At 71.6% G+C, this 25,475-nt stretch carries 20 protein-coding genes; 16 read left to right on the top strand and 4 right to left on the bottom strand.

Annotation, left to right across the window (positions count from 1 at the left end):
* The first annotated feature begins 91 nt into the window (after positions 1 to 91).
* Positions 92 to 340: a hypothetical protein gene (locus tag BMY89_RS07305; protein WP_092376881.1), complete on the top strand. Its 249-nt coding sequence runs from the start codon at positions 92 to 94 to the stop codon at positions 338 to 340.
* Between the two features lie 16 nt (positions 341 to 356).
* Here the strand turns inward: BMY89_RS07305 and BMY89_RS07300 are convergent, their stop codons facing one another.
* Both BMY89_RS07300 and BMY89_RS07295 read right to left on the bottom strand, forming a co-directional pair.
* Complete coding sequence (locus BMY89_RS07300; protein WP_092376878.1) at positions 357 to 3,059, bottom strand: M48 family metalloprotease; 2,703 nt, start codon at positions 3,057 to 3,059, stop codon at positions 357 to 359.
* Positions 3,043 to 3,558 (bottom strand): hypothetical protein, encoded by a 516-nt coding sequence (locus tag BMY89_RS07295; protein WP_092376875.1) that lies wholly within the window; start codon positions 3,556 to 3,558, stop codon positions 3,043 to 3,045. Before BMY89_RS07295 ends, BMY89_RS07300 begins: the two co-directional genes overlap by 17 nt.
* Before the next feature lie 222 nt (positions 3,559 to 3,780).
* Between BMY89_RS07295 and BMY89_RS07290 the strand changes: the two genes are divergently transcribed.
* From BMY89_RS07290 to BMY89_RS07260, 7 genes are all read left to right on the top strand, one after another.
* Positions 3,781 to 4,554, top strand: a complete 774-nt coding sequence (locus BMY89_RS07290) for a (Fe-S)-binding protein (RefSeq protein ID WP_092376872.1) — start codon at positions 3,781 to 3,783, stop codon at positions 4,552 to 4,554.
* Complete coding sequence (locus BMY89_RS07285; protein WP_092377537.1) at positions 4,551 to 5,981, top strand: lactate utilization protein B; 1,431 nt, start codon at positions 4,551 to 4,553, stop codon at positions 5,979 to 5,981. The genes BMY89_RS07290 and BMY89_RS07285 overlap by 4 nt, the downstream gene beginning before the upstream one ends.
* Positions 5,963 to 6,577 carry a LutC/YkgG family protein gene (locus tag BMY89_RS07280; protein WP_092376870.1) on the top strand — a complete coding sequence of 205 codons (615 nt, stop codon included), beginning with the start codon at positions 5,963 to 5,965 and terminating at the stop codon, positions 6,575 to 6,577. The genes BMY89_RS07285 and BMY89_RS07280 overlap by 19 nt, the downstream gene beginning before the upstream one ends.
* A 149-nt stretch (positions 6,578 to 6,726) precedes the next feature.
* Positions 6,727 to 8,415: a hypothetical protein gene (locus tag BMY89_RS07275; protein WP_092376866.1), complete on the top strand. Its 1,689-nt coding sequence runs from the start codon at positions 6,727 to 6,729 to the stop codon at positions 8,413 to 8,415.
* On the top strand, positions 8,415 to 9,494 hold the full coding sequence (locus tag BMY89_RS07270; protein ID WP_092376862.1) for a hypothetical protein: 1,080 nt from the start codon (positions 8,415 to 8,417) through the stop codon (positions 9,492 to 9,494). The genes BMY89_RS07275 and BMY89_RS07270 overlap by 1 nt, the downstream gene beginning before the upstream one ends.
* A 3-nt stretch (positions 9,495 to 9,497) precedes the next feature.
* Positions 9,498 to 10,517, top strand: a complete 1,020-nt coding sequence (locus BMY89_RS07265) for a right-handed parallel beta-helix repeat-containing protein (protein WP_092376859.1) — start codon at positions 9,498 to 9,500, stop codon at positions 10,515 to 10,517.
* Between the two features lie 300 nt (positions 10,518 to 10,817).
* Positions 10,818 to 14,744: a ThuA domain-containing protein gene (locus BMY89_RS07260; RefSeq protein WP_092376856.1), complete on the top strand. Its 3,927-nt coding sequence runs from the start codon at positions 10,818 to 10,820 to the stop codon at positions 14,742 to 14,744.
* A 74-nt stretch (positions 14,745 to 14,818) separates the two neighbouring features.
* Here the strand turns inward: BMY89_RS07260 and BMY89_RS07255 are convergent, their stop codons facing one another.
* A complete protein-coding gene (locus BMY89_RS07255) occupies positions 14,819 to 15,487 on the bottom strand; it encodes a DUF2306 domain-containing protein (protein ID WP_092376853.1) in 669 nt (222 codons plus the stop codon).
* A 167-nt stretch (positions 15,488 to 15,654) separates the two neighbouring features.
* On the opposite strand from BMY89_RS07255, the gene BMY89_RS07250 reads away from it, so the two are divergent.
* The 5 genes from BMY89_RS07250 (at position 15,655) to BMY89_RS07230 (ending at position 20,408) form a co-directional block, all read left to right on the top strand.
* Positions 15,655 to 16,791, top strand: coding sequence for a sensor histidine kinase (locus BMY89_RS07250; RefSeq protein ID WP_232521104.1), 1,137 nt, complete (start codon positions 15,655 to 15,657; stop codon positions 16,789 to 16,791).
* A gap of 8 nt (positions 16,792 to 16,799) precedes the next feature.
* The gene (locus BMY89_RS07245) at positions 16,800 to 17,474 is read left to right on the top strand and encodes a response regulator transcription factor (protein ID WP_092376850.1); all 675 of its coding nucleotides are present in this window, start codon (positions 16,800 to 16,802) and stop codon (positions 17,472 to 17,474) included.
* Positions 17,475 to 17,581: 107 nt separating this feature from the next.
* The gene (locus BMY89_RS07240) at positions 17,582 to 18,580 is read left to right on the top strand and encodes an NAD(P)-dependent alcohol dehydrogenase (protein WP_092377531.1); all 999 of its coding nucleotides are present in this window, start codon (positions 17,582 to 17,584) and stop codon (positions 18,578 to 18,580) included.
* A 148-nt stretch (positions 18,581 to 18,728) separates the two neighbouring features.
* Complete coding sequence (locus BMY89_RS07235) at positions 18,729 to 19,361, top strand: HNH endonuclease family protein (protein ID WP_232521103.1); 633 nt, start codon at positions 18,729 to 18,731, stop codon at positions 19,359 to 19,361.
* A 207-nt stretch (positions 19,362 to 19,568) separates the two neighbouring features.
* The gene (locus tag BMY89_RS07230) at positions 19,569 to 20,408 is read left to right on the top strand and encodes a class I SAM-dependent methyltransferase (protein ID WP_092376843.1); all 840 of its coding nucleotides are present in this window, start codon (positions 19,569 to 19,571) and stop codon (positions 20,406 to 20,408) included.
* Positions 20,409 to 20,470: 62 nt separating this feature from the next.
* On the opposite strand, the gene BMY89_RS07225 is transcribed toward BMY89_RS07230, so the two are convergent.
* Positions 20,471 to 21,544, bottom strand: a complete 1,074-nt coding sequence (locus tag BMY89_RS07225; RefSeq protein ID WP_092376840.1) for an XdhC family protein — start codon at positions 21,542 to 21,544, stop codon at positions 20,471 to 20,473.
* 120 nt (positions 21,545 to 21,664) lie between these two features.
* Here BMY89_RS07225 and BMY89_RS07220 point away from each other — a divergent pair, with 120 nt between their 5' ends.
* The 3 genes from BMY89_RS07220 to BMY89_RS07210 are packed head-to-tail and all read left to right on the top strand — an operon-like array spanning position 21,665 to position 25,475.
* Positions 21,665 to 22,537 (top strand): FAD binding domain-containing protein, encoded by an 873-nt coding sequence (locus tag BMY89_RS07220; RefSeq protein ID WP_092376837.1) that lies wholly within the window; start codon positions 21,665 to 21,667, stop codon positions 22,535 to 22,537.
* Positions 22,538 to 22,539: 2 nt separating this feature from the next.
* Positions 22,540 to 23,088, top strand: a complete 549-nt coding sequence (locus BMY89_RS07215) for a (2Fe-2S)-binding protein (RefSeq protein WP_092376835.1) — start codon at positions 22,540 to 22,542, stop codon at positions 23,086 to 23,088.
* Positions 23,085 to 25,475, top strand: a complete 2,391-nt coding sequence (locus BMY89_RS07210; RefSeq protein WP_092376832.1) for an aerobic carbon-monoxide dehydrogenase large subunit — start codon at positions 23,085 to 23,087, stop codon at positions 25,473 to 25,475. The genes BMY89_RS07215 and BMY89_RS07210 overlap by 4 nt, the downstream gene beginning before the upstream one ends.

Genomic DNA, 25,475 nt, shown 5'->3' with positions numbered 1-25,475 from the left:
CGCGCGCCGCTGCGCCGGTTGGCGGGGCCCGACGACGGACGCGTGAAGTCTTACCGGAAGCAGGCCCGAGACAGAGTCCTCCCGCCGGCCCTTGCTCTGGTGGATCAGCGGCCTGGACTGTTACGTCGTCCTGGACGGTCACGACCGGCTCGTCGCCGCCGTAGCCGAGGCCCAGGAACCACCACTGCTCGCCCTGTCAACAGTGGCCGGTGACCGGGTTGCCGCCGACACCGAGGTCGCCGTCGACCGTCACCTGGCGACCGGCAGCGCCGCGTGGAGCAACCTCGCCGCCGCCCTCGCACCGGACCTGCTGACCGAGGTACCGGAAGCCGCCGGGTGACCGACGGTGGCGCCGTTCAGCCCGGGTAGAGCACGGTGCGCTCGGTGGTGGCCAGCACCCGCCGGAGCAACTCCTCGTCGAGCGGCTCCTGCTGCGCGGACAGGTGCACCGTGACGACGGTGTACCCGACCGCCAGCATCACGTAGGCGTTGGCTCCGCTGAACGGCACGCCGGCGACCGTGGTGCTCATCGTGCTGTCGTACCGCCAGGCGAGCTCGCCGGCCGGCGGCGGAGTGCCGGCCCGGACCTGGAAATCCAGCGAGCCCGGCGGTTCGCCCAGGGTGAACGACGAGCAGGCCCGCCGTGCGTCGCGGGCGGCGGTCAGCACCGCCTCGCCCACGGCGGCGTCGTACGCGTAGACGGTGACGGTCAGGTCGGTGTACTTGAGGCCGCCGTCGCCGGAGTCGCTGGTGTAGGTCCGCTTGCCCGTCGCCCGCAGGTGGGGCTCGCCGACGGCCAGGAACCTCTCCCTGACCAGTGGCTCGCAGGCGGGATCGGAGACGGCCACGCCCGGCGACACGATGCCCTGCCCCGGCGGGCCTGATTCGGGAACGCTCCAGGTCAGCGGAAGCACCAGCGTCGCGGACTGGGCAACTCGTTCGGCCTGCCGCGGGGTCAGGACCCGACGGGCCGCCTCGTACCGCTTGTCGAAGGCCGCGAGCTGGCGCTGCGCGGCGTTCATGGCCACGCCGCCGGGCACCCCGACGACGACCAGGGCCAGCGCGACGACGCCGACCAGCACCGCCGCCGCGACCGTCGGAGCCACCGCGCGCCACCGCGCCAGCGGCGCGACACCATCGCAGCGACCGGCCAGGGGTACGAGCAGCGCGGCGAGCAGCATCGTGGCGTAGCCGAGCCAGACCGGCGCGACCGCGACGTCCGCGGCGAACAGGTCCGGTTCGGTGGGCCGGTCCGTCAGCCACCCGTACCCGTAGTGCACCGCGGTGGCGGCGCCGGTGGTCGCGGTCGCGGCGAGCACCGCCCACGCCCACCCGTGCGGCAGCGGGGTGGCCAGCGCGACGACGACGAGCACCACCACGCCGGCGGCGGCGCAGATCCACCAGCGCTGCTGCTGCGCCCGCAGTTGGTCGGTCAGCTGGGACGTCGCGGGCTGCACCAGGATCGCCGCGGCGCCGGCGACCGTCGCGGCGGCGAGCGCCACCAGCCACGGCAGGAGCCGGCGCGGAGCCCGCCGTAGCGACAGCGCATAGACCAGCAGCAGCCCGAGGGCAAGGGCAGGCCAGGCGAAACGGGCCAGCCCGTAGGTGAGGAAGTACCGCAGGTCGTCAGAGTCGTGCAGCAGCGCGGATACCAGTCCGACCGGCCACAGGGCGGCGACGGCGGCCAGCGCGGTCGCGCCGGCCGCGAGGCGGGCGAGGCGGGGCTGCTCGGCGCGGGCCATCAGCTCCGCCGCACCGACGGCCAGCGCCACCACTCCGGCGACGGCGAGCGCGAACACGGCCACGGCCAGCGCGGCGCGGGCCGGACTGCCCGGCCACACCAGGGGGTAACGCGGCGATGTCACGGCAATGGCGTGCACGAGCAGCGACCCGAGCCCGACGCCGACGCCGACGCCCACCACGGCCCGCCACCACTGGGGACGTGCGAGATGGACGTGCGCCCGGCGTACCAGCGACGGGAACAACAGGGCGAGCACGGCGACACCGGTCAGCGTCGGGAGCACGCCGCCGCCCCAGCTGGACAACCGTGGATTCCAGAAGAGGGTGAGCGCAACGACGGTGTTCATGGCGGCGACGGTCACGAAGCCCACCGCGGCCGCCTGCACGAGCCCGCCCTCGTAGGCGCGTGCGGTGTGCCGCAGCGCGAGCGACCGGTCCGCCGCCTCGGGGTGCCGGGCCAGCGCCCGGCGGGCCCAGGCCACCGGGCCTGAGGGCCGTGCGGGTGTCGCCCGGGAGAACAGCGCCACCAGTGCGGGTTCCATGCCCGCACCCGCGGCATAACGATCGGCCTCGTGCTCACGCAACCGCAGCAGCGCCGCCGCGAGCAGCACCACCGCCGCCGCCAACAGGGCGATCCCGACCTGTGCCGCGATCAGCTCCGGCGACCCTCCGATCCGTCCGAACGCGGGCATACTCGCCAGGGCCAGGGCGGGAACGAACAGCCACGCCGGCCCGCGTACCGCAGAGACCCAGGTGACGTCGCGGGCCAGCACGTGCGCGATCTCGTGGGTGACGACGGCGTCGAACCGGTCGCCGGGGTCGAGCGCCAACCGTGCCGGAACCACGATGGTGGGTCGCCGGCCGGGCAGCCCCGTAGTGAACGCGTGCCGCACCGCCGGACCGGCCACCCACAGTCGAGGCGTCTGCCGCCCCGACAGGCCGTGTCGCCGGCACAGCTCGGCGAAGCGATCCTGTGCCATCGGCGCGTCCAGTCGGCCGAGCCGGCGCAGCCGGCGCAGGTCGCGCCACGGCACCGCCACTGCCACTGCCACGGCCCCGGCGAGTAGGACGAGCACGGCGACGGCGACCACGGACCCACGAAGCCTGACCTGCTCCGCCGTGCAGGCGCGCAGCGCGTCTGAAGATCCCCGGTGTAGCGCCTCGCACCGTGCCGTCGCTTTCACCTCCGGGACGATGAGCGACAAGGGACCGTAGAAGAACACGTTTCCGGCCGCCACCCCAATGCTGGCCAGGGTGATGGCGATCAGGCCGTACAGCCACCGCAGCGGGCGGGGACGGCTCTCAGCTGTGGCCGTCATCCGACGAGTTCTCCGGTAGGTGCACGGCACCGACCAGGGCGTCGGCGAGGAGGTCGGCGGCGGGCTCGTCGAGCCCGAGGGTCGTCGCGTGCCGCCGTGACACCTCCCGCAGCAAGGCCACCTGGGCTGCGGTCAGCACGATCCGGCCGTCGACCGCAGGCAGCGTGGCGGCGGCCAACTCCCGCTCGGGCGGGCGGCGGCGGGCGCGCCACCGCCGCCACCGGGATCTGGCGGTGTCGGCCGCGAGCCGCAGGACGTCCAGCACCGACGCGGCCACCACCTCGATGACGATGGCGCTGACCAGCGCTTCCTCGATGCCGAAGCCCACTCCGCCGCCCGGTGCCCGGCCCTGCGTGGCCCCGGCCCGCCACGCCGCGGCGACCTCGTCGAAGACGCCCGACTCCTCCGGCGCCAGCCGCCCGGTCACCTTCCGGGCCAGCCGGATCACGAACTCGGACCCGTTCACCGTCGTGGACGGATCGGCCGATTCCACCGTCAAGACTGGCCTCCTCGAGTCGCGCCACGCATAGACGACTGTTCGGCTCCAGGCTAGTGCGCTGACCACAAATGCTCCTACCTCCCTGACCGGCGACGACCTGGACGCGTCGACCTGGATGCGGTCCGGCGCCCGGTGCGGCAGACTCAGCGGATCATGCGCTGCCCGCCCCCGGGTGACTCCACCCGCCGGGCCCGGTGGCCGCCCGGCGGGTGGAGGTGTGACATGCGGATCGCGTTGTTCGTGACCTGTCTGGCCGACACCATGTTTCCGGAGGCGGCGAAGGCGACGGTGCGGCTGCTGGAGCGGCTGGGGCATGAGGTGGTGTTCCCGGCGGGGCAGACCTGTTGTGGGCAGATGCACGTCAACACCGGGTATCAGCGGGATGCGGTCCCGCTGGTGCGACGGCACGTGCGGGTCTTCGATCCGTACGACGTGATCGTCGCGCCGTCGGGGTCGTGTGTGGGGTCGGTGCGGCATCAGCACGCGATGGTGGCCCGCCGCGGCGGTGACGAGCGGCTGGCCGGTCGGGCGGAGTCGGTGGCGGGGCGGACGTACGAGCTGTCCGAGCTGCTGGTGGACGTGCTCGGGGTGACCGACGTCGGCGCGTTCTTCCCGCACCGGGTGACGTATCACCCGACCTGTCATTCGCTGCGGTTGCTGCGGGTGGGGGATCGGCCGGTGCGGTTGCTGCGGGCGGTGCGTGGCCTCGACCTGATCGAGCTGCCGGATGCCGACCAGTGTTGCGGGTTCGGTGGGACGTTCGCGGTGAAGAACGCGGACACGTCGACGGCGATGTTGGCGGACAAGATGCGTCACGTGCTCTCGACCGGGGCGGAGGTCTGCACGGCCGGGGACTCGTCGTGCCTGATGCACATCGGTGGTGGGTTGTCCCGGATGCGTGCGGGGGTGCGGACGGTGCATCTGGCGGAGGTCCTGGCCTCGACCGCGCAGGGTGAGAGCGCAACCGACCACCGTGGACTGGTGGTGCGGTGGTGACGCGGACCTTCCTCGGCATACCGGCGACCGCGCCGGCGGGGGTCGGGCATCTGCGTGGTGAGGAGTCGTTTCCGGTGGCGGCGCGGCGGGCGCTGGGCGATGCGCAGTTGCGCCGCAATCTCGGTCACGCGACGACGACGATCCGGGCCAAGTCGGCCGGTGTGATCGCCGAGGTGCCGGATTGGCAGGCACTGCGGGCCGCCGGCAGCGCGATCAAGACCGACGTGTTGGCCCGGTTGCCGGAGCTGCTGGAGCAGCTTGAGGCGAGGGTGACGGCGGCCGGGGGAGTGGTGCACTGGGCTGCCGACGCCAACGAGGCGAACGCGATCGTCGTCGACCTGGTGCGTGCCACCGGCAGTGATCGGGTGATCAAGGTCAAGTCGATGGTGACGCAGGAGATCGGCCTGAACGAGGCGCTCGAAGCGGCCGGGATCGCGCCGGTCGAGACTGATCTTGCTGAGTTGATCGTGCAGTTGGGTGAGGATCGGCCGAGTCACATCCTGGTGCCGGCGATCCACCGGAACCGGGCGGAGATCCGGGAGATTTTCCTGCGGGCGATGCCGGGGGTGGATCCGGGGTTGACCGACGAGCCGGTGGTGTTGGCGGCGGCGGCGCGTCGGTTCCTGCGGCAGACGTTCCTGTCCACGTCGGTGGCGGTGTCCGGGGCGAACTTCGCGGTGGCGCAGACCGGCACGCTGGCGGTGGTGGAGTCCGAGGGTAACGGTCGGATGTGTCTGACCCTGCCGCAGACGTTGATCACGGTGATGGGTGTGGAGAAGGTGGTGCCGACCTGGCGGGATCTTGAGGTGTTCCTGCAGTTGCTGCCGCGGGCCTCGACGGGGGAGCGGATGAACCCGTACACCTCGATGTGGACCGGGGTCACCCCCGGTGACGGGCCGCAGGCGTTCCATCTGGTGTTGTTGGACAACGGTCGTAGCGCGGTGCTGGCCGACGAGGTGGGTCGGCAGGCGCTGCACTGCATCCGCTGCTCGGCCTGTCTGAACGTCTGCCCGGTGTACGAGCGTACGGGTGGGCACGCTTACGGGTCGGTGTATCCGGGGCCGATCGGGGCGGTGCTCTCGCCGCAGTTGACCGGTGTGGCGGACAACGCCTCGCTGCCGTACGCGTCGTCGCTCTGTGGGGCCTGCTACGACGCCTGCCCGGTTAAGATCAACATTCCGGAGTTGCTGGTGCACCTGCGTGACCAGGTGCCGCATCCGCGCGGCGAGTCGGCCGCGATGGCTGCCGCCGCGTACGCCATGGACCACCCCGCCCTGTACGCGGCGGCGCAGCGCGCGGCGCGGCTGAGTCGGCTGACCGGCCGCCGTGGGCGTGGCCTGCCGCCGCCGCTGTCCGGCTGGACCGCCAGCCGGGACCTGCCTGAGGCGCCGGCGGAGACCTTCCGGCAATGGTGGGCGAAGCGGTGAGCAGCCGTGAGGTGATCCTCAGCCGGCTGCGCGCCGCCGCATCGGACGGTGCCGGTGCCCCGGTGCCGGTGCCGCGCGACTACCGGCGCGAGGGCACGGTCGACCTCGACCTGCTGGTACGGCGGCTGACCGACTACCGGGCCCACGTGCACCGGGTGCCGGAAGCCGCCGTCGCCGACACGGTCGCCGGAATCCTGCCGGCGAGCGCGACCGTCGTCGTGCCGCCGGGGCTGCCGTCGGCCTGGCTGCCGCAGACGGTGACCGCGCTGCCCGACGACGGGCTCGACAACCAGCAGATCGCCGCCGCCGACGGCGTCGTCACCGCCGCTGCCGTGGCCATCGCCGAGACCGGCACCGTCGTCCTGGACGGCTCACCCGACCAGGGCCGCCGGGTCCTGACCCTCCTGCCGGACCTGCACATCTGCGTGGTCCGCGCCGCCCAGGTGGTCGCCGGCGTGCCGCAGGCCCTCACCCGACTCGCCCCGCACCGCCCGCTCACCTGGATCAGCGGCCCGTCGGCGACCAGCGACATCGAACTCAACCGGGTCGAGGGCGTCCACGGCCCCCGCACCCTGCACCTCATCCTGCTGCCCTGAGCTGCGGATTCGGTCGATCCCCCCTGTCGAGCAACCGGCAACCTGCTGTCCACCCACCGTCAATCCGGATTCCTTCCCACGCCGGTACCGTGCGGTCCTCCGTGTGTCGTCAGACGGCACGGTCCAACGGGAGAGGGACGGTTCTGCGGGTGTGGCTCGGGGCTGACAAAAAGGAGTTCGAGGCGTTCCTCGACTCCGCTTCTGTTTACTGGCGTAAGAACCTGGGGGCCACACAGTCCCAGAACTACCTCCTCGTCGAGGTGTTCCACCAGGACATCAGGGTGGCCATGCGCAACCTCGCGGTCGCCAACGCGATCCGGCGGATCGTGCCCGCCCAGCTCGTGGTCGTCACCGGCGTGGAGCAGATGTGGCACGAGGCGCTGTGGACCGAATTCGACGTGAAACTGGTGGAGCGGGTCGCCGAGGCGTACGGCGCCAGCGAGGTCATCGACCTCTACCGCCTCGTCGAGGGCCCGGCCCGCTCCGCCACACCCGGCGTCGCGCCGGTGGAGCTGTTCGGGCGGCCGTTGGCCCCGGGCGCGGCGATCAGCGAGCAGACCCTGGAAGAGTTCGTCAGCGCCACCTACTGCCGGGTGACGAAGCGGCCCCGACCGCCCGAGGACCCTGGTGCCGACCCGCGGTACCGGCGGCGGCAGGCACTGGCCCGGGCGATCTCGTCGGTCTACGACGCGCTGCTCGGTGGCGGGTCGGCGGTGGCGCTGGTGACTAGCCACGTCGACTACGACCACTGGGGGTTGGCGGTGGACTCCGCCCGGCGTGCCGGCGTACCCGTCGTGCACACCCAGCAGACGGGATGTCTCAAGGCGTACGCGCTGTTTCCCGAGACCGACACGGGTGCGCACACCTTCCGCGGTGAACTCACCCACCAGATCGGCGCTTTCTTCGAGCAGCGGGTCTGGTCGCGCCGTGGCGAGGTGCGGCGCAACGCGGAGCTGGTCGCCTGGCGGTCGAAGGTCAACCTGGGCCGGCCGAGCTGGTGGCGGGGTGGCGCCAGCGCCTCCGTCGACATCAACAACAGCGACGAGCGCGCCCGGCTGCGTACCCACTTCGCGGCGCGCCTGGGATTCGACCCGTCGCGGCCGGTCGTGGCGGTCTTCAACCACGCCGTGTCCGACGCCCCTGGCACGAACCACCAGTCCTTCCCCACGCTGGCCGACTGGTTCGAGGAGACGGCGCAGTTCGCCAGCACCTCGACCGAGGTGCAGTGGCTCTTCCAGGACCACCCGAGCCAGTTCCGGTACGACAGCACCGACTTCTTCGCCTCGGTCGCGCAGCGGTACGCCCGGCATCGGCACATGGTGTTCCAGCCCAGCAAGGATCTCAGCAAGAACGGCCTGTGGAGCCTCGTCGACTTCGGCGTGACGGTTCGCGGCAGCGTGAGCAACGAGCTTCCCGCGTACGGCATTCCGGTGCTCCAGGCCGGGTGGTCCGAGTGGAGCGAGTGCGGGCTGTCCACCGTGGTCAACGATCCGGAGACCTACTGGAAGGCGCTGGACGGCGCGATCACCGCCATGCTCAACGGCGAGGAGATCATCTCGGCCGAGCAGGTCGAGCGGGCGCGGCTCTGGCTGTGGTTCTACCGCAGCGCCACGGACCTCTTCACGCCGCAGGTGCCGCACTGGGAGGTCTGGCCCGCCGACTATCTGCTCAGATCGGTGCGGACCGCGTTCCGGCACATCGAGAGCGACGCGGATCCGCTCTTCGAGGCCGTCGAACGGATGTGGAACCGGCGGGAGCCGGTGCTGACCCGGACCGACCTGCAGGTGCCGGGCCTCGACGCGCTGGGCGCTACGCCCGGACCCGGAGGTGTCCGGTAGTGGCGATCGGTGCCTGGTTCGCCACGGAGTTCGACGATCCGACCCCGACACGGGAGCTTCCCGCGGTGTTCGCCTCGGGCGGCGATCCCGAGGTGCTCCTCGCCGACCAGATGGCCCGGGGCACCGCGATCGTGGGTCGCGTCCAGGGCGCGGCCGGTGCGGTCGTGCTGAAGCTGCGTACCGGTGGCCGGCCCGTCCGCGTCCGGATCGACCTTCATGTCGACGGGGCCTCGCAGTCGGCCTGGTCCCGTGTCGCGTCGCCGACCCGGAGCGACCGCGAACTGCCGCGCCTGGTCATGGTGCGGGCCCAGGGCACGGATCGGGCCGCGGCCCTGATCAGCCGGCAGCGAGGGCGGCTGCGGATCGTGGAGGCCCACGCCTGGGTGGAGTTCGACCTGCGCGCCGACGAGGTCGGCGAGGACGGTCTGCTGATCATCGAACTCGCGGACGCCTCGCTCCCGGGCTGGGCGGCCGGCTCGCTCAGCCCGCTGGCGGCGGTCGGCGTACGCCTCAACCAGGTCGAGGTCACCGCGATCCCCGACGGCGACGCGGGGGCGGGCTCGGGGCGCCTGGCCGGCGCGCCCGCGCAGTGGGCCGGCCTCGTCAGCGCCGGTGGACTGGTGGGGGCACGGGGCCGTGGCCAGGGCCACGCCCGGACCCGGTTCGTCGTGGTGAACGCGAGCGCCGCGTACGTGCGCTGTGGGCTTCGGATCGCGACCGCGTCGGCGCCGCCGGCGGCGTTTCGTCAACCCAGCCAGGACTGGCTGCGTCGGCGGCAGGGCCAGACCGTGCTGAAAGCCTTCCGGGTGGCGCGGCGCGGGGCCGGCCAGGCCCTGTTCGAGGCGTCGCCGTTCACCCGGCCGCCCCACCCGGACCAGCTGGCGGTGCGGGCGGTCAACCTGCTCGACGGCGCCGACTGTCCGGTCAGCGTGAATGCTCGGGCGCAGGACGCGCTCGACGTGGTCGTCGAGCGTACGGCCCCCGGACCTGTGCTGATCGGGCTGGCCGACGCCGAGGCCACCGCGTTGCGGCGACGGGTGTCCGAGATCGTCTGCCAGGTCGTCGAGTTGGAGTGGTGACCGTTGACTGACCAGAGCTGTCACGACCTGGTGCTCACGCAGGACGCGGCGACCAACCAGGAGACGATCGAGCGGCTGCTGGCCGCCGAGCCAGGTGGGACCGTACGGCTGCCGGCGGGCACCTTCCCACTGGCCCGGGGAATCGTCCTCGGCTCCGGCTGGACCCTGGCCGGCGCGGGGCACGGCGAGGGGCCCGTGACGACCTGGCTGACCTCGTCCGCGTCGGATGGTCAGCCCATCGTCCAGGTGCTCGGCTCACAGGTGGTGGTCGAGGACATCGGCTTCCGACCGCCGCCGTGCTCGCCCGGCGAGCACGGCGGTGACCGGGGCACCGCCATCACCATCGGCAGCTACCTCTACCCGGCCGAGGCGGAGTGGATCGAGGGGATCCGGATCCGGCGGGTCCGGGTCGAGCGCGGCGACACCCGGGCCGCCAACTGCATCGCGGTGGTCGGGGCGGTACGCGACATCACCATCTCCGATGTGTCGATCGTGGGTGGTTGCACCGGCATCGCCGTGCACTGGGGAGCGGTCGGTGCGGGCGTCGACTCGATCGTCGGACCCTCCTACCACCCGCACCACCTCACCATCTCCGACCTGCACGTCTCCGACGCCTTCGAGGGGTTCTACCTCAGCTCCGTGCACGACGTCGAGGTGGACCGGGTCCGGCTGTCGGACGTCGAGATCGGTTTCCGGCTGCTGCCCGGCGACAACACGGACCGCTTCCACTCCTCGACCGGCAACCAGGTCGGCCAGCGGATCCGGGTGTCAGGTGCCTGGGTTTCCTGGAACGGCCCGCTGTACGCGATACGTATCGCGGGCTGGGGGCGCAGCGAGATCGACCACTCGATCCGGGTGCTCGAATACCGGGACGTGCTGGTGCAGGAGTGCACCCTGGTGCCGCTGCCGCTCGCCACGCCCGAATCCGGCGACCCGCTACGTCCGCGCTCGCCCGTCGTGATCGAGCAGGCGCCCGGGGTGGTCCTGGACAGGATCCGGATCGACTCGCGACAGAGCAGCTGAATCCTCATCGGTCGAGCTGGGCCGGCCGGTGCCGATGGCGCCCGAGCCCGGGCACCGGCACGCATGGTTGATCTCCACCCTGCGCAATCGCGCTGAGCTGCCGAGATAACGCTCTCACAGATAGTGGTGGAGCGCTTGACTGGCCCCGATCCTGACGCAACGATGTACTTCCATGCCTCATGCTCGCGGCGGCGACGGCGCGTCGGGCGAGCCGCGACCATGACGGCACCACCACCACCTCCCGCACCCCACCAGGCGTGATCGGCGCACGCTTCCACCACCGAAGCGAAAGGACCCACCGTGCGCAGATCCCTGAGAGCGTGGCTCGGTGCTGCGCTGAGCGCGATCCTCGTGGTGGGCGGCATCGCCGCCGTGCCCTCCGCGGCCAGCGCCGCACCGTTCAGCGTGCTCGTGTTCAGCAAGACCGCCGGATTCCGGCACGGCTCCATCGCCCCCGGCATCGCCGCCATCGGGCAACTCGGCGCCGCCAACGGGTTCACCGTCGAGACCACCGAGGACTCGGCCCAGTTCACCGACGCCAATCTCGGCCGGTTCGCCGCGGTGATCTGGCTGTCCACCACCGGCGACGTGCTCAACGCCGCCCAGCAGGCCGCCTTCGAGCGCTACATCGCCGGCGGTGGCGGGTACGTGGGCGTGCACGCCGCCGCCGACACCGAGTACGAGTGGTCCTGGTACGGCGGGCTGGTCGGCGCCTACTTCGCCTCACACCCGGCCAACCAGACCGCCACCATCAAGGTCGCCGACCAGGTGCACCCGTCCACGGCGACGCTGCCGCAGCGGTGGACCAGGCTGGACGAGTGGTACAACTACCGCAGCAACCCGCGGGGCAGTGTGCACGTGCTGGCAACGCTGGACGAGAGCACGTACACCGGCGGGAGCATGGGGTACGACCACCCGATCTCCTGGTGCCACAACTACTCCGGCGGCCGGGCCTGGTACACCGGCCTCGGTCACACCGACGAGTCGTACGCCGAGCCGAACTTCCGCCAGCACCTGCTCGGCGGCATCCTGGGCGCGGCCGGCGCGGTCGAGGCCGAGTGCGGCGCCACCGTCGACACCAACTTTCAACGGGTCGAGCTGGCCAGGGGTGCGGCCGAGACCGGCGAGCCGATGAGCCTGACCGTGTTGCCCGACCGGGGCGTGCTGCACACCGCCCGCAACGGCGTGATCCGGCACACCGACGCGGCCGGCAACACCAGGATCGCCGCAACGCTGCCGGTCTACACCGGGGACGAGGAGGGCCTGCAGGGCATCAAGGCGGACCCGAACTTCGCCACCAACCGCTGGGTGTACGTGTTCTACGCGCCACCGCTGGACACCCCCGGCGGCGGCGCACCCGCCACCGGTACGCCCGCCGACTTCGCCCGCTGGGACGGCGTGAACCGGCTCTCCAGGTTCACCGTCAACGCGGACAACACCCTCAACCTGGCCAGCGAGACGCTGGTCCTGGACGTGCCGACCAGCCGGGGCATGTGTTGCCACGTCGGTGGTGACATGGACTTCGACGCGGCCGGCAACCTCTACCTGTCCACCGGCGACGACACCAACCCGTTCGACTCGGCCGGGTTCACCCCGATCGACGAGCGGGCCGGCCGCAATCCGGCCTTCGACGCTCAGCGCACCTCGGCGAACAGCAACGACCTGCGCGGCAAGGTGCTGCGGATCAGGCCGAGCGCGTCAGGTGGCTACACCATTCCGGCCGGCAACATGTTCGCTCCGGGTACCGCGCGCACCCGCCCGGAGATCTACGCGATGGGTTTCCGCAACCCGTTCCGGATGAGCGTGGACAAGGCCACCGGCATCGTCTATCTCGGCGACTACGGTCCGGACGCGGGCACCGCCGACCCGAACCGGGGGCCGGCGGGCAACGTGGAGTTCGCCCGCGTCGACCGGCCCGGCTTCTACGGCTGGCCGTACTGCACCGCCCGCAACGACGCCTACAACGACTACACGTTCCCGTCCGGACCGTCCGGGCCGAAGTTCGACTGCGCGGGCGGCCCGGTGAACAACTCGCCCAACAACACCGGCATCACCCAGCTGCCGCCGGCCGTCTCGGCGTGGCTGCCGTACGGCGGTTCCGGCTCGCCTCCGGAGTTCACCGGCGGCGGTCTGTCCCCGATGGGCGGACCGGTGTACCGGTACGACCCGGCCAACCAGTCCGACGTGGCGTTCCCGGAGTACCTCGACGGAACCTACTTCGCCGGTGAGTTCGGCCGGCGTTGGATCAAGAACATCAAGCTCGACGCGGCCGGTCAGCCATTCAAGATCAACCCGTTCCCGTGGACCGGCACGCAGGTGATGGACATGGAGTTCGGCCCCGACGGCGCGCTCTACGTGCTCGACTACGGCACCGGCTGGTTCAACGGCGACGCCAACTCGGCGCTCTACCGCATCGAGTACGCCCGCGCGGGACGCGCCCCGGTACCGAGGGTCAGCGCCACCCCGACCAGTGGCGTCGCCCCGCTGAACGTGCAGTTCTCGTCGGCGGGCACGCTCGATCCGGACGGCGACCCGATCACCTACGCCTGGGACTTCGACAACAACGGCACCACCGACTCGACCGCGGCGAACCCCAGCCACACCTACACCACCAACGGGACCCGCAGCCCGACCCTGACGGTCCGGGACAGCACCGGCAAGACCGCCACCGCGAGCACCGTCATCACGGTCGGCAACAGCGCCCCGGTGGTGACCGTGAACACCCCGTTGAACGGGCGGACGTTCGCCTTCGGTGACGCGGTGCCGTTCAGCGTCACCGTCACCGACGCCCAGGACGGCACGATCGACTGCTCCCGGGTGAAGGTGAACTACGTCCTCGGACACGACTCGCACGGCCACCAACTCGCCAGCGTGCAGGGCTGCACCGGGGTCATCCAGACCTCGGTCGACGGTGAGCACGACACCGCGGCGAACATCTTCGGCATCATCGACGCCGAGTACACCGACCTCGGCGGTGGCGGCCAACCGCCGCTGACCACGCACACCCAGGCGGTGCTGCAACCCCGGACCCGCCAGGCCGAGCACTTCGGCGACTCGTCCGGCGTCCAGGTCACCACGCCGGGCAGCGCACAGGGTGGCGCGGCCGTCGGCTACATCGACAACAACGACTGGATTTCGTTCCAGCCGTACAACCTGACCGGCGTCGGGTCGTTCAGCGCCCGGGTCGGCGCACCGGCCGGGGCCGGCGGCACGCTGGAGCTACGGGTCGACTCGCCGACCGGGCCGCTGGTCGGCTCGGCCACCGTGGTACCCACCGGCGGGTACGCCACGTTCGCCACCGTGACCGGCGCGGTCACCGCCCCGACCGGCACCCGGACCCTCTTCCTGGTCTTCAAGGGCGGCGGCGCGATGTACGACCTGGACGAGTTCACCCTCTCCACCGCACCCGGCGGCGATCCGGATCCCGATCCCGACCCGGGCGTCAACCTGGCGCAGGGCAAGCCGGCCCGGGCATCCAGTGCCGAGGGCGCATTCGTCGCGGCCAACGCGTTCGACGGCGCGCCCGGCACCCGGTGGAGCAGCGAGTTCAGTGACCCGCAGTGGATCGACGTGGACCTGGGCGCCAGTCACGCCATCAATCGGGTCAAGCTGACCTGGGAGGCGGCGTACGGCAGCGGGTACCAGATCCAGACCTCGCCGGACGGGGTCAACTTCACCACGATCCGGACGGTGACCGGCGGGGACGGTGGGGTGGACGAGCTGACCGGGTTGAGCGGCACCGGGCGCTACGTCCGGCTCGCCGGCACCAGTCGTGGTACCGCCTGGGGATACTCCCTGTTCGAGTTCGAGGTGTACGGCGGCACCAGCGGCCCGACCGGCACCAACCTGCTGCTGAACAGACCGACGTTGACCTCCAGCGACGAGGGAGCCGGCCTGTCCGGTGCCCAGGCGGTGGACGGCAGCCTCACCACCCGCTGGTCGAGCCAGTTCGCCGATCCGCAGTGGATCCGGGTGGACCTGGGCAGCCCGACGGCGATCGGCCGGGTCAAGCTCAGCTGGGAGGGGGCGTACAGCAGCTCGTACGTCATCCAGACCTCGAACAACGGCACCACCTGGGTCGACGTGAAGTCGGTGACCGGGGCCGACGGCGGGGTGGACGAGCACACCGCGCTCGGTGCCAACGGCCGCTATCTGCGGATCTACGGCACCGCCCGCGGCACGGTGTGGGGACACTCGCTCTGGGAGTTGGAGGCGTACGCCGGCTGAGCGGCATCGGCGGCGTGGCCGGCCGGCCGGCACGGAGCCGGGCCGGCCGGCCACGCCGCCATCCGGGCGCGGGGTCACCCGACCGGGGCTAGGGCCACCCGCACCGGGGGTCCGGAGCGGATCGGCCGGCGACGGATGAGCCACTCCGCGAGGACCACGTTGATCAGCCAGGCGGCGGCCATCGTGCCGGTCTTGCTCGACATCGTCAGCGGGCCGACCGCGGCCATCCAGGCCAGCTGGGTGAGGAACTGGGTGCCCGCACCCACGCCGATCGCGTAGCCGCGGATCATCCAGGCGCGGTGCCGGGCGAAGTCGCGTCGCCGGACTGCCACGACGCCGACCACGATCGACATGGCCATGACCACGCTGACCACCACCCGGATGACGGCCAGCGCATCACCGTCGAGCGCGGCGCGCGGCATGAACAGCGTCAGCCACAGGCCGGTCAGCGCGGTGAGCAGCCCGAAGGGGACGAGCAGCCGTCCCGCGGCCCGGTGCCAACCCCGGCGACGGCGGCGGAAACGGGGCGCGAACTGGAAGGCACCGAGGAAGCTGAAGACGGTGACGCTGACGATGTGCAACACCACGGGTACGGGTGCCGACGCGATCCGATCGCCGTCCGGCAGCACCGGGGCACCACCGGCCAGCTCGGCCAGCCGGAGGCTGCCGGCGATCACCGGGACGGCGCTGAGCACCAGCAGGCCGGTGGGAATGAGCCAGTTCGACCTGGCGGAAGACTTCATGGCGGTGACGTCCCTTCTCGTTGCTCGGTTCGTCCGGCATCGATCCTCGCGCCGGCTGCGCCGGGACTCATCGCAGCGCGGGCCACAACCTTCTCGGCCGATGGTCGGTGGCGCCGGCCGTACTTTGGGCCGGTCCGTTCGCCGCCTGGGCTGCGTACCATCGGGTTGTGCGCGAGCTTCTCCGCTCCGTGTGGGCCGAGCCCGGTGCCCCGGACCCGCCGGCAGCGCGCTGGCGGGACTGGGTGCTCGTGGCCATGGTCATGGCGCTCGCCACCCTGGAAGGTCTGCTCCGCTCCGACCTGCTGACCCCGGCCGCGTCCATGATCATCGCGCTGGCGCTGGCCCCCACCCTGTTGTGGCGTCGGACCAGGCCGCTGCCGATGGTGGCGATCGTCTTCATCGCCACCGGTGTCGCTCCGCTGTTCATCGGCCACGAGCCGGAGCTGGTCACCATGGTGTACGTGCTGCTCCTGCCGTACGCGTTGTTCCGCTGGGGTTCCGGCCGACAGGCGGTGGCCGGCGCGGCGCTCATCCTCGCCAAGATCGGTCTGTCGGTTCCCTTCGGTCACCTCGACCTGGCGGACATGCTCGTCGGGTTCGTGGTGATGTTCGCGGCCTTCGCCCTGGCGATCGCGTTCCGGTACCGGGCCCGGCTCTGGGCTCGCGGGCTGGACCAGGCCAAGCTGCTGGAACGGGAGCGACTCGCCCGCGACCTGCACGACACGGTGGCGCACCACGTCTCCGCGATGGCGATCCGCGCGCAGGCCGGCATCGCGGTGGCGCAGACCCGACCGGACGCCGCGGTCGACGCGCTGCGCGTGATCGAGGCCGAGGCGAGCCGGGCGCTGGCCGAGATGCGCACGATGGTGCGGGTGCTGCGCCGGGCCCGACCGGCGGAGCTGACGCCGAGCCCGGGCATCCCTGATCTCGCCCGGCTGGCGAGCCGGTCGTCGCCCGGTCCCGTGGTCGACGTGCAGCTGCACGGCGACCTCGACGGCATCCCGTCGACCATCGGGACCGCGATCTACCGCCTCGCGCAGGAGTCGGTCACCAACGCGCGACGCCATGCCCGGCACGCGACCCGGATCGAGGTCCGGGTCGCCGCCGACGCCGGGTCGGTACGCCTGCGGGTCAGCGACGACGGCGACCCCAGTTCGATCCGTCCCGCCGGGCCCGGCGGGTTCGGCATCGTCGGCATGACGGAACGTGCCGGGCTGCTCGGTGGCACCTGCGAGGCCGGCCCCAACGCCGAGCGGGGTTGGACGGTGGCCGTGGCGTTGCCCCGCACACCGACGGCCGCATAATCGCGGGTATGGCCATCCGCGTGGTCGTCGCCGACGACCAGGAGATCGTGCGTACCGGTTTGACGATGATCCTCGACGCCCAGCCCGACATCGAGGTCGTGGGGGAGGCCGCCGACGGCCGGCGGGCCGTCGAGTTGGCCCAGCGCCTGCGCCCGGACGTGTGTCTGCTCGACATCCGGATGCCCGGCGTGGACGGCATCGAGGCAACCCGTCGGCTCGCCGGTCCCGCCGTCGCCGAACCCCTCGCCGTCGTCGTCATCACCACGTTCGACCTCGACGAGTACGTCTACGCGGCACTCCGCGCGGGAGCGCGCGGGTTCCTGCTCAAGGACGCCGGCACCGCCCTGCTCACCCAGGCCGTGCGGGCCGCCGCCGCGGGTGACGCGCTGATCGCGCCGAGCGTCACCACCCGGCTGCTCAGGGCGTTCGCCGACGCGGGCCCGGCCGCACCGCCGAGGCAGCCGGTCGACGCGCTCACCGACCGGGAGGAGGAGGTGCTCGTCGCCGTCGCGCGGGGGCGTACCAACACCGAGATCGCCGACGAGCTGTACATCAGCCTCAGCACCGTGAAGACCCACGTCGCCAGCCTGATGGGCAAGATCGGCGTCCGGAACCGGGTGGAGATCGCGATGTGGGCGTACGAGACCGATCGCGTCCGCAGGGGACTCGGACGGCCGAGGTAGTCACCGGCCACCGTACTTTCGGCCGACGCGACTCGTGCCGCGGACCGGTGCGGTTGCGGCCCGTACGCCGACGACCGGCATCGACCGGAAGCGCCAAGATGGCCGACATGAAGGCGATCGTTCAGCAGACGTACGGCGCACCGGACGTGTTGCGACTCGAAGAGGTCGACCGGCCGGTGCCGGCCCGGCACCAGGTGCTGGTGCGGGTGCACGCGGCCTCGGTCAACGCGCGGGACTGGCACGTGTTGCGGGGTGACCCGTACCTCGCGCGACTGGCCCTGCCCACGGTGTTCGGCCCGCGCGGACCCAGGCAGCGGATACGCGGAACCGACTTCGCCGGGCGGGTCGAAGCGGTCGGCTCCGATGTGGACCGGTTCCGCCCCGGCGACGAGGTGTACGGCGACCTGGGCGACGCCCACGGGGCGTTCGCCGAGTACGTCTGCGCCGCCGCCGACGAGATCGAGTTCAAGCCGGCCAACCTCAGTTTCGCGCAGGCGGCCACGATGCCGCTGGCCGGCAGCACCGCCCTGATGGGCCTGCGTGACGTGGGACGCCTGCGGGCCGGCCAGCACGTCCTGATCAACGGTGCCTCGGGCGGTGTGGGTACGTTCGCCGTCCAGATCGGCAAGGCGTCGGGGGCCGAGGTGACGGCGGTGTGCAGCACCAGGAACGTGGACCTGGTGCGCTCCCTGGGCGCCGACGTCGTCGTGGACTACACCACGGAGGATTTCACCCGCCTCGGCCGGCGTTACGACGTGCTGTTCGACCTGGTGGGCAATCGCCGGCTCGGCGAACTGCGGCGGGCGTTGGCGCCCGGCGGGACGTTGGTGCTCTCCGGTGGGGGGACGTTCCGGGGCCGTCCCGGGATCGTCGGGCCGATGGGCCTGATCATCTCCGCGCAGGCGGTGGCCCGTTTCGTCCGCGAGCGGATCGTCGTGCTCGGCACCCCGCCGAGCCGCGAACTGCTGGCGGGGCTGCGTGAACTAGCCGAATCCGCTCGGGTGACCCCGGTCATCGACCGCACCTACCCGCTCGTCGAGGTACCCGAGGCGATCCGGTACCTGGAGGGCGAGCACGCCCGTGCCAAGGTCGCCATCACCGTCTGAGTCGAGTGTCTTCACACGGCGTTCACGGCGACGTTCGCTGGACAGGGATCAATTGATCGCGATGTCTGTGACAATTCAGGTCGTCCCTGTCATGCCCCCAGTCGGGATCCCCCACCCGCCGTGGCAGGAGACAGTCAGGAGTCGCCCAGTGGCTCGCGTACGCAAGGCCGCCCTCGCCTCGGTGGCCGCCGTCGTCCTGTCCGTCATGCTGGCCCCACCGCCGGCCCAGGCCACCCCGCCCAACATCCCCTCGCACAGCACGGCGGTGAGCCGGCTGAACTCGCTCACCGTCGCGGCCGAGTCCCACCAGTCCAGCTACAACCGCGACCTGTTCCCGCACTGGATCACCATCACCGGCACCTGCAACACCCGGGAGCAGGTACTCAAGCGCGACGGCAGCAACGTCGCCGTCGACTCGAGCTGTTACCCGACCTCCGGATCCTGGTACAGCCCGTACGACGGGGTGACCCGCACGAACCCGGCCGAGATCTCCATCGATCACGTGGTGCCGCTGGCCGAGGCGTGGCGGTCCGGAGCGTGGTCCTGGACCACCGCACGGCGTCAGACCTACGCCAACGACCTCGGCGGCCCTGAGCTGTGGGCGGTCACCGGCAGCGTCAACTCGTCCAAGGGCGACAAGGACCCGGCTGCCTGGAAGCCACCGCGTGCCGCGTTCCACTGCACCTACGCGCGGGCCTGGATCCAGGTGAAGTGGTACTACGGCCTCTCCGTGCAGAGTGCGGAGAAGTCGGCGCTCAGCAGCATGCTGAACACCTGCTGACGGGCACTCTTCTCGCCGGGTACTCCGGCTGGTAGCTGCGGTGTGGGGCGGGCCGCCATCGGCGGTCCGCCCCACCTTTCGGGGAGCGGAAGTCCAGCCTTTCGGTTAGGGTTTTCATATCCACCGGGGGGTTGCGGCCAGACGGCCGACCCGTCACCCGAACCGCGACCCGCTCCGGCCGGCACCACGACGAGGAGGGGAAAATCGATGACGAACTCTGCTCCGCCGGGCTCGGCCGCCGAGTTGTTCGAGCGGGCGGCCCCGACCTACGACCGCACGGGAGTGTCCTTCTTCGGCCCGCTCGGTGCCGAACTTGTCCGGCGTGCCGACATCCGGCCGGGTGACCGGGTCCTCGACGTCGGCTGCGGCCGGGGTGCGGTCCTCTTCCCGGCGGCCGAGGCGACGGGACCGACCGGGCACGTGACGGGCACCGACCTCGCTCCCGCCATGGTCACCCTCACTGCCGAGGACGCCGCCCGGGCGGGCCTGACCCAGGTCGACGTGCTGGTCGACGACGCCCAGCGGCCCGATTTCCCGCCCCGCAGCTTCGACGCAGTCCTGGCCGGCCTGGTCGTCTTCCTGCTGCCCGATCCGCAGCAGGCGCTGCGGTCCTACGCGCGACTGCTGCGACCCGCCGGCCGCCTGGCGGTCAGCACCTTCGCGGCCCAGGATCCGGCGTTCGACGCCGCCATGGCCGCACTGGCGGCGCATCTGCCGGCCGACCAGGCACGACCGGCTCCCCCGGACGACCCGTTCGCCGACGAGACGAGGATCGGCGCGACGATGGCCGCAGCGGGGCTCACCGTGACCGAGATCGGCAAGCACCGGATCGAGAGCCGGTTCCGCGACGTCGGTCACTGGACGGAATGGATGTGGTCGCACGCCGGTCGGGCGCTGCTGGGGCGCGTGCCGGCCGAGCGGCTGGACGCCGCCACGGCCGACGCCGCGCGGGCGCTCGACGGTGCCCGCACCCCCGACGGCGGCCTCTGCCTGAGGACGACCATCAGGATCACGGTCGCGATGCCCGCCACGTCGCACCAGGGGTGATCGTCACTAGTCGATCCTTGGCAGCGACGAAATGCCCCAGATCGACGCGGTGGGAGTGGCGGTCAGGGACGGTGGATCGGGCTGTTCAGGTGGGTGAGAGGGCGGCCCGAGCCGTCCCAGGCGGTGGAGATGATCTCGGCGGCGATCGCCACCGCGGTCTCCTCCGGCGTCCGTGCCCCGAGGTCCAGTCCGATGGGTGAGCGGAGCCGGGACAGTGCCGCCTCGTCCACACCCGCCTCGCGCAGCCGACGCAGCCGGTCGGAGTGGGTGCGTCGGCTGCCCATCGCGCCGATGTAGCGCGCCGGCGTGCGCAGGGCGACCTCCAGCAGCGGCACGTCGAACTTCGGGTCGTGGGTCAGCACGCACAGCACCGTGCGCTCGTCGACAGCCGTCGACTCGAGGTACCGGTGGGGCCACTGGACGACGAGTTCGTCCACGTCCGGGAAGCGCTTACGGGTGGCGAAGACCGGGCGGGCGTCGCAGACCGTGACGTGGTGACCGAGGAACCGACCGATCCGGGCCACCGCCGCGGCGTAGTCGATCGCCCCGAAAACGATCATCCGCGGCGGGGGCACGTACGACTGGACGAAGACGGACACCTCGTCGAGCCGCTGCTGGCCGTGCGTACCGAGGTGGATGGTGCCGGTCGAGCCGAGCGCGAGCATCCCGGCCGCCTGCCGCGCCGCCGCGCGGTCCAGGTCGGGATCGCCGAGACTGCCGGCCACCCGGTCGGGCCAGACGACCAACTGCCCGTCCCCGGCCGAGGCGGTGGCGACCGGCTGGCGGCCGGCGATCGCGGCGAGCACCTCGTCGAACTCGGTCAACCCGCAATCCGGTTGGACCAGGATCTCCACCGTGCCGCCGCAGGTCAGACCGACACCGAACGCGTCGTCGTCGCTGACGCCGTAGATCTCCGTGCGAGCCTTGCCGGTCGCGATCGAGTCCAGGCAGAGCTCGTAGACGGCACCCTCGACACATCCGCCCGAGACGCTGCCCAGGACCTCGCCGTCGGCCGAGACCGCCATGGTCGCGCCCGGCTGTCGGGGTGCGGACCGCCAGGTCCGTACGACGGTCGCCACGGCGAACGAGACGCCGGCGGCACGCCAGGCCCGCAGTCCGTCGACGATCTCCCGCATGGCAGCACGATCCGTGGCGGGCGGCGGCACCGTCAACGCCGACCTAAGCAAATGCTTAGGTCGGCGTTGACTTCGGCACCCGCCGCGACCAGATTCTGCCGGGGACTGCGGAGGTGCGAGATGCAAGTTCCGGCACCGTTCGAATACGAGCGAGCCACCAGTGTGGACCACGCCATCGGCCTGCTGGAGCGGCTGGGCAGCACGGCGCGACTGATCGCCGGCGGGCACAGTCTGCTGCCGATGATGAAGCTTCGCCTGGCCAACTTCGACTACCTGATCGACATCAACGATCTGCACGCGGACCTCGGCTACATCCGGCCCGGACGCGACGAGATACGGATCGGCGCCCTCACCCGGCACCGCGAACTGCTCGAGTCGGCCGAACTGGCCACCGCGTTCCCGATCTTCGCCGAGGCGGAGCGGGTGATCGCCGACCCGGTCGTGCGCAACCGGGGCACGTTGGGTGGCTCGCTCTGCCAGGCGGATCCGTCCGAGGACCTGTCCGCCGTCTGCACCACGTTGGACGCGAGCTGCGTCATCCGTGGGCCGGGCGGCACCGAACGGGTCGTGTCGATGGAGGAGTTCCACGTCGGGCCGTACGAGACGGCGGTCGGCGACGCGGAGATGCTCGTCGAGGTCCGGCTGCCGGTGCGGCCGGGCGGCGGCAGCGCGTACGAGAAGGTCGAGCGGCGGGCCGGCGACTGGGCCGTGGTCTCGGCCGGCGCGGCGGTCTGGCTCGACGGCGGCGTGATCTCCGACGCCCGGGTCGGGCTCGCCGCGGTCGGCCCGAACACCACGGGCATGCCCGAGGTCTCGGCGGCGCTGCGCGGGCAGGAGCCCACCGAGAGTCTGTTCGAGCGGGCCGGGGCGGTCGCGGCGGCCAGCTGCGACCCGGTGACCGACCAGCGCGGCAGCGCGGACTACAAGCGGCATCTGGCCGCCGAGCTGACCAAGCGGGCCCTGCGTCGGGCCGCCGAGCGGGCGAGGAGCTGAGCATGCGGGTCACGATGACCGTCAACGACGTCGAGGTCACCCGGGAGATCGAGGGCCGGCTGCTGCTGGTGCACTTCCTGCGGGACACGCTGGGCCTGACCGGCACGCACTGGGGCTGCGACACCAGCAACTGCGGCACGTGCGTGGTCTGGCTGGACGGCGAGCCGGTGAAGTCCTGCACGGTGCTGGCCGCGATGGCCGGCGGCCACCAGGTGCGTACGGTCGAGGGCCTGGCGAAGGGTGCCGAACTCGACCCGGTCCAGCAGGGCTTCATGCAGTGCCACGGCCTGCAGTGCGGCTTCTGCACACCGGGGATGATGATGACCGCCCGGGCGCTGCTCGACCGGAATCCGGATCCGAGCGAGGCGGAGATCCGCGAGGCGATCTCGGGCCAGATCTGCCGCTGCACCGGCTACGCGACCATCGTCCGCTCGGTCCGCTGGGCGGCCGTGCACGAGGCGAACGCCGCCGCACAGCTCACCGAGACCACGGAATCACCCGCAGTCGGCGAGATCGACAACGCCGGCCAGCCTGCCGGGAGCCCCGCATGACCACGGTGCACGAACGCGTCGACACCTTCCACGACAACGACCAGAAGCCCGTCGGATACGGCCGGATGCTGCGCAAGGAGGACCCGCGCTTCGTCCGAGGCCGGGGCCGGTACGTCGACGACGTCCAACTGCCCGGCATGCTGCACCTGGCGATCCTGCGGTCGCCGGTCGCGCACGCCCGCATCGTCGGCATCGACACCAGCGCCGCCGAGGCCTCGCCGGGGGTCAAGGCGGTCGTGACCGGGGCGATGCTGGCCGAGCTGAACCTGGCCTGGATGCCGACCCTCTCCAACGACGTGCAGGCCGTGCTCGCCACCGACAAGGTCCGCTTCCAGGGCCAGGAGGTGGCGTTCGTGGTCGCGGAGGACCGCTACGCCGCGCGGGACGCGCTCGAACTGATCGACGTCGAGTACGACATCCTCGATCCGGTGGTCGATGCCCGTCGCGCGTTGGAGCCGGGCGCACCGGTGATCCGCGACGACCTGGAGGGCAAGACCGACAACCACTGCTTCGACTGGGAGACCGGCGACGAGGCGGCCACCGAGGCGGTGTTCGCCCGTGCTGACGTGGTGGTCACCGAGGACATCGTCTATCCACGGGTGCACCCGGCGCCGATGGAGACCTGCGGGGCGGTGGCCGACTTCGACGCGGTCGACGGCCGGCTGCGGCTCTGGTCCACCACCCAGGCACCGCACGCGCACCGCACCCTGTACGCCATCGTGGCCGGCATTCCGGAGCACAAGATCCAGGTGATCGCGCCGGACATCGGCGGCGGGTTCGGCAACAAGGTGCCCATCTATCCCGGGTACGTCTGCGCGATCGTCGGCTCGATCGTCACCGGTAAGCCGGTGAAGTGGATGGAGGACCGGTCGGAGAACCTGATCAGCACCGGCTTCGCCCGCGACTACATCATGCGCGGCGAGATCGCGGCCACCCGGGACGGGCGGATCCTGGCCATCCGCACCAACGTGCTCGCCGACCACGGCGCCTTCAACGGCACCGCCGCGCCGGTCAAGTACCCGGCCGGCTTCTTCGGCGTCTTCACCGGCAGCTACGACATCGAGGCCGCCTACTGCAAGATGACCGCGGTCTACACGAACAAGGCGCCCGGCGGTGTCGCGTACGCCTGCTCGTTCCGCATCACCGAGGCCGTCTACCTGGTCGAGCGGATCGTCGACTGCCTCGCCGACGAGTTGGGCATGGACCCGGCCGAGCTGCGGCTGAAGAACTTCATCCAGCCGGAGCAGTTCCCGTACACCACGAAGACCGGCTGGGTGTACGACTCCGGCGACTACGAGCCCACCATGCGGCTGGCGATGGAGATGGCCGGGTACGCCGAGCTGCGCCGGGAGCAGGAGGAGAAGCGGGCCCGGGGTGAGTTGATGGGCATCGGCATCGCCTTCTTCACCGAGGCCGTCGGCGCGGGACCCCGCAAGAACATGGACATCCTCGGACTGGGCATGGCCGACGGCTGCGAGCTGCGCGTGCATCCGACCGGCAAGGCCGTGGTCCGGCTGAGCGTGCAGTCCCAGGGCCAGGGGCACGAGACGACGTTCGCACAGATCGTCGCCGAGGAGATCGGCATCCCGCCGGCCGACATCGACGTGGTGCACGGCGACACCGACAACACGCCGTTCGGCCTCGGCACGTACGGCAGCCGGTCGACGCCGGTGTCGGGGGCCGCCGCCGCGCTGGTCGCCCGCAAGGTCCGCGACAAGGCCCGGATCATCGCCTCCGGCATGCTCGAGGTCTCCGTCGCCGACCTGGAGTGGTCCAAGGGCGCGTTCCACGTCACGGGCGACCCGGGCAAGTCCGTCACCATCCAGGACATCGCCCTGCGCGCGCACGGCGCCGGCGACCTGCCCGAGGGCGTCGAGGGCGGGCTGGAGGCGCAGATCTGCTACAACCCGTCCAACCTGACCTACCCGCACGGCGCGTACATCTGCGTGGTGGACGTCGATCCCGGCACCGCCCAGGTGACGGTGCGCCGGTTCATCGCGGTCGACGACTGCGGCACCCGGATCAACCCGATGATCATCGAGGGGCAGGTGCACGGCGGTCTGACCGACGGGGTCGGCATGGCGCTGATGGAGATGATCGCGTTCGACGAGGACGGCAACTGCCTCGGCGCGTCGATGATGGACTACCTGATCCCGACGGCGCTGGAGGTGCCCGACTGGGAGACCGGCTTCACCGTCACCCCGTCACCGCACCACCCGATCGGCGCCAAGGGCGTGGGGGAGTCGGCCACCGTCGGCTCGCCGCCGGCGATCGTCAACGCGGTCGTGGACGCCCTCAAGCCCTTCGGCGTACGGCACGCCGACATGCCGTTGACGCCCTCGCGGGTCTGGGACGCGATGCGCGGTCACGCGCAGCCGCCGATCTGA

Source organism: Micromonospora phaseoli, assembly GCF_900109115.1.
GTDB lineage: Bacteria > Actinomycetota > Actinomycetes > Mycobacteriales > Micromonosporaceae > Micromonospora > Micromonospora phaseoli.
The sequence above is the reverse complement of the archived record's forward strand: the minus strand, read 5'-3'. Positions and strand labels throughout refer to the sequence as shown.

Excerpts from the sequence above, each read along its gene's own strand:
- BMY89_RS07300 (WP_092376878.1), bottom strand. The coding sequence starts at position 3,059 with ATGACGGCCACAGCTGAGAGCCGTCCCCGCCCGCTGCGGTGGCTGTAC.
- BMY89_RS07290 (WP_092376872.1), top strand. The coding sequence starts at position 3,781 with ATGCGGATCGCGTTGTTCGTGACCTGTCTGGCCGACACCATGTTTCCG.
- BMY89_RS07280 (WP_092376870.1), top strand. The coding sequence starts at position 5,963 with ATGGTGGGCGAAGCGGTGAGCAGCCGTGAGGTGATCCTCAGCCGGCTG.
- BMY89_RS07255 (WP_092376853.1), bottom strand. The coding sequence starts at position 15,487 with ATGAAGTCTTCCGCCAGGTCGAACTGGCTCATTCCCACCGGCCTGCTG.
- BMY89_RS07245 (WP_092376850.1), top strand. The coding sequence starts at position 16,800 with ATGGCCATCCGCGTGGTCGTCGCCGACGACCAGGAGATCGTGCGTACC.
- BMY89_RS07240 (WP_092377531.1), top strand. The coding sequence starts at position 17,582 with ATGAAGGCGATCGTTCAGCAGACGTACGGCGCACCGGACGTGTTGCGA.
- BMY89_RS07230 (WP_092376843.1), top strand. The coding sequence starts at position 19,569 with ATGACGAACTCTGCTCCGCCGGGCTCGGCCGCCGAGTTGTTCGAGCGG.
- BMY89_RS07225 (WP_092376840.1), bottom strand. The coding sequence starts at position 21,544 with ATGCGGGAGATCGTCGACGGACTGCGGGCCTGGCGTGCCGCCGGCGTC.
- BMY89_RS07220 (WP_092376837.1), top strand. The coding sequence starts at position 21,665 with ATGCAAGTTCCGGCACCGTTCGAATACGAGCGAGCCACCAGTGTGGAC.
- BMY89_RS07215 (WP_092376835.1), top strand. The coding sequence starts at position 22,540 with ATGCGGGTCACGATGACCGTCAACGACGTCGAGGTCACCCGGGAGATC.
- BMY89_RS07210 (WP_092376832.1), top strand. The coding sequence starts at position 23,085 with ATGACCACGGTGCACGAACGCGTCGACACCTTCCACGACAACGACCAG.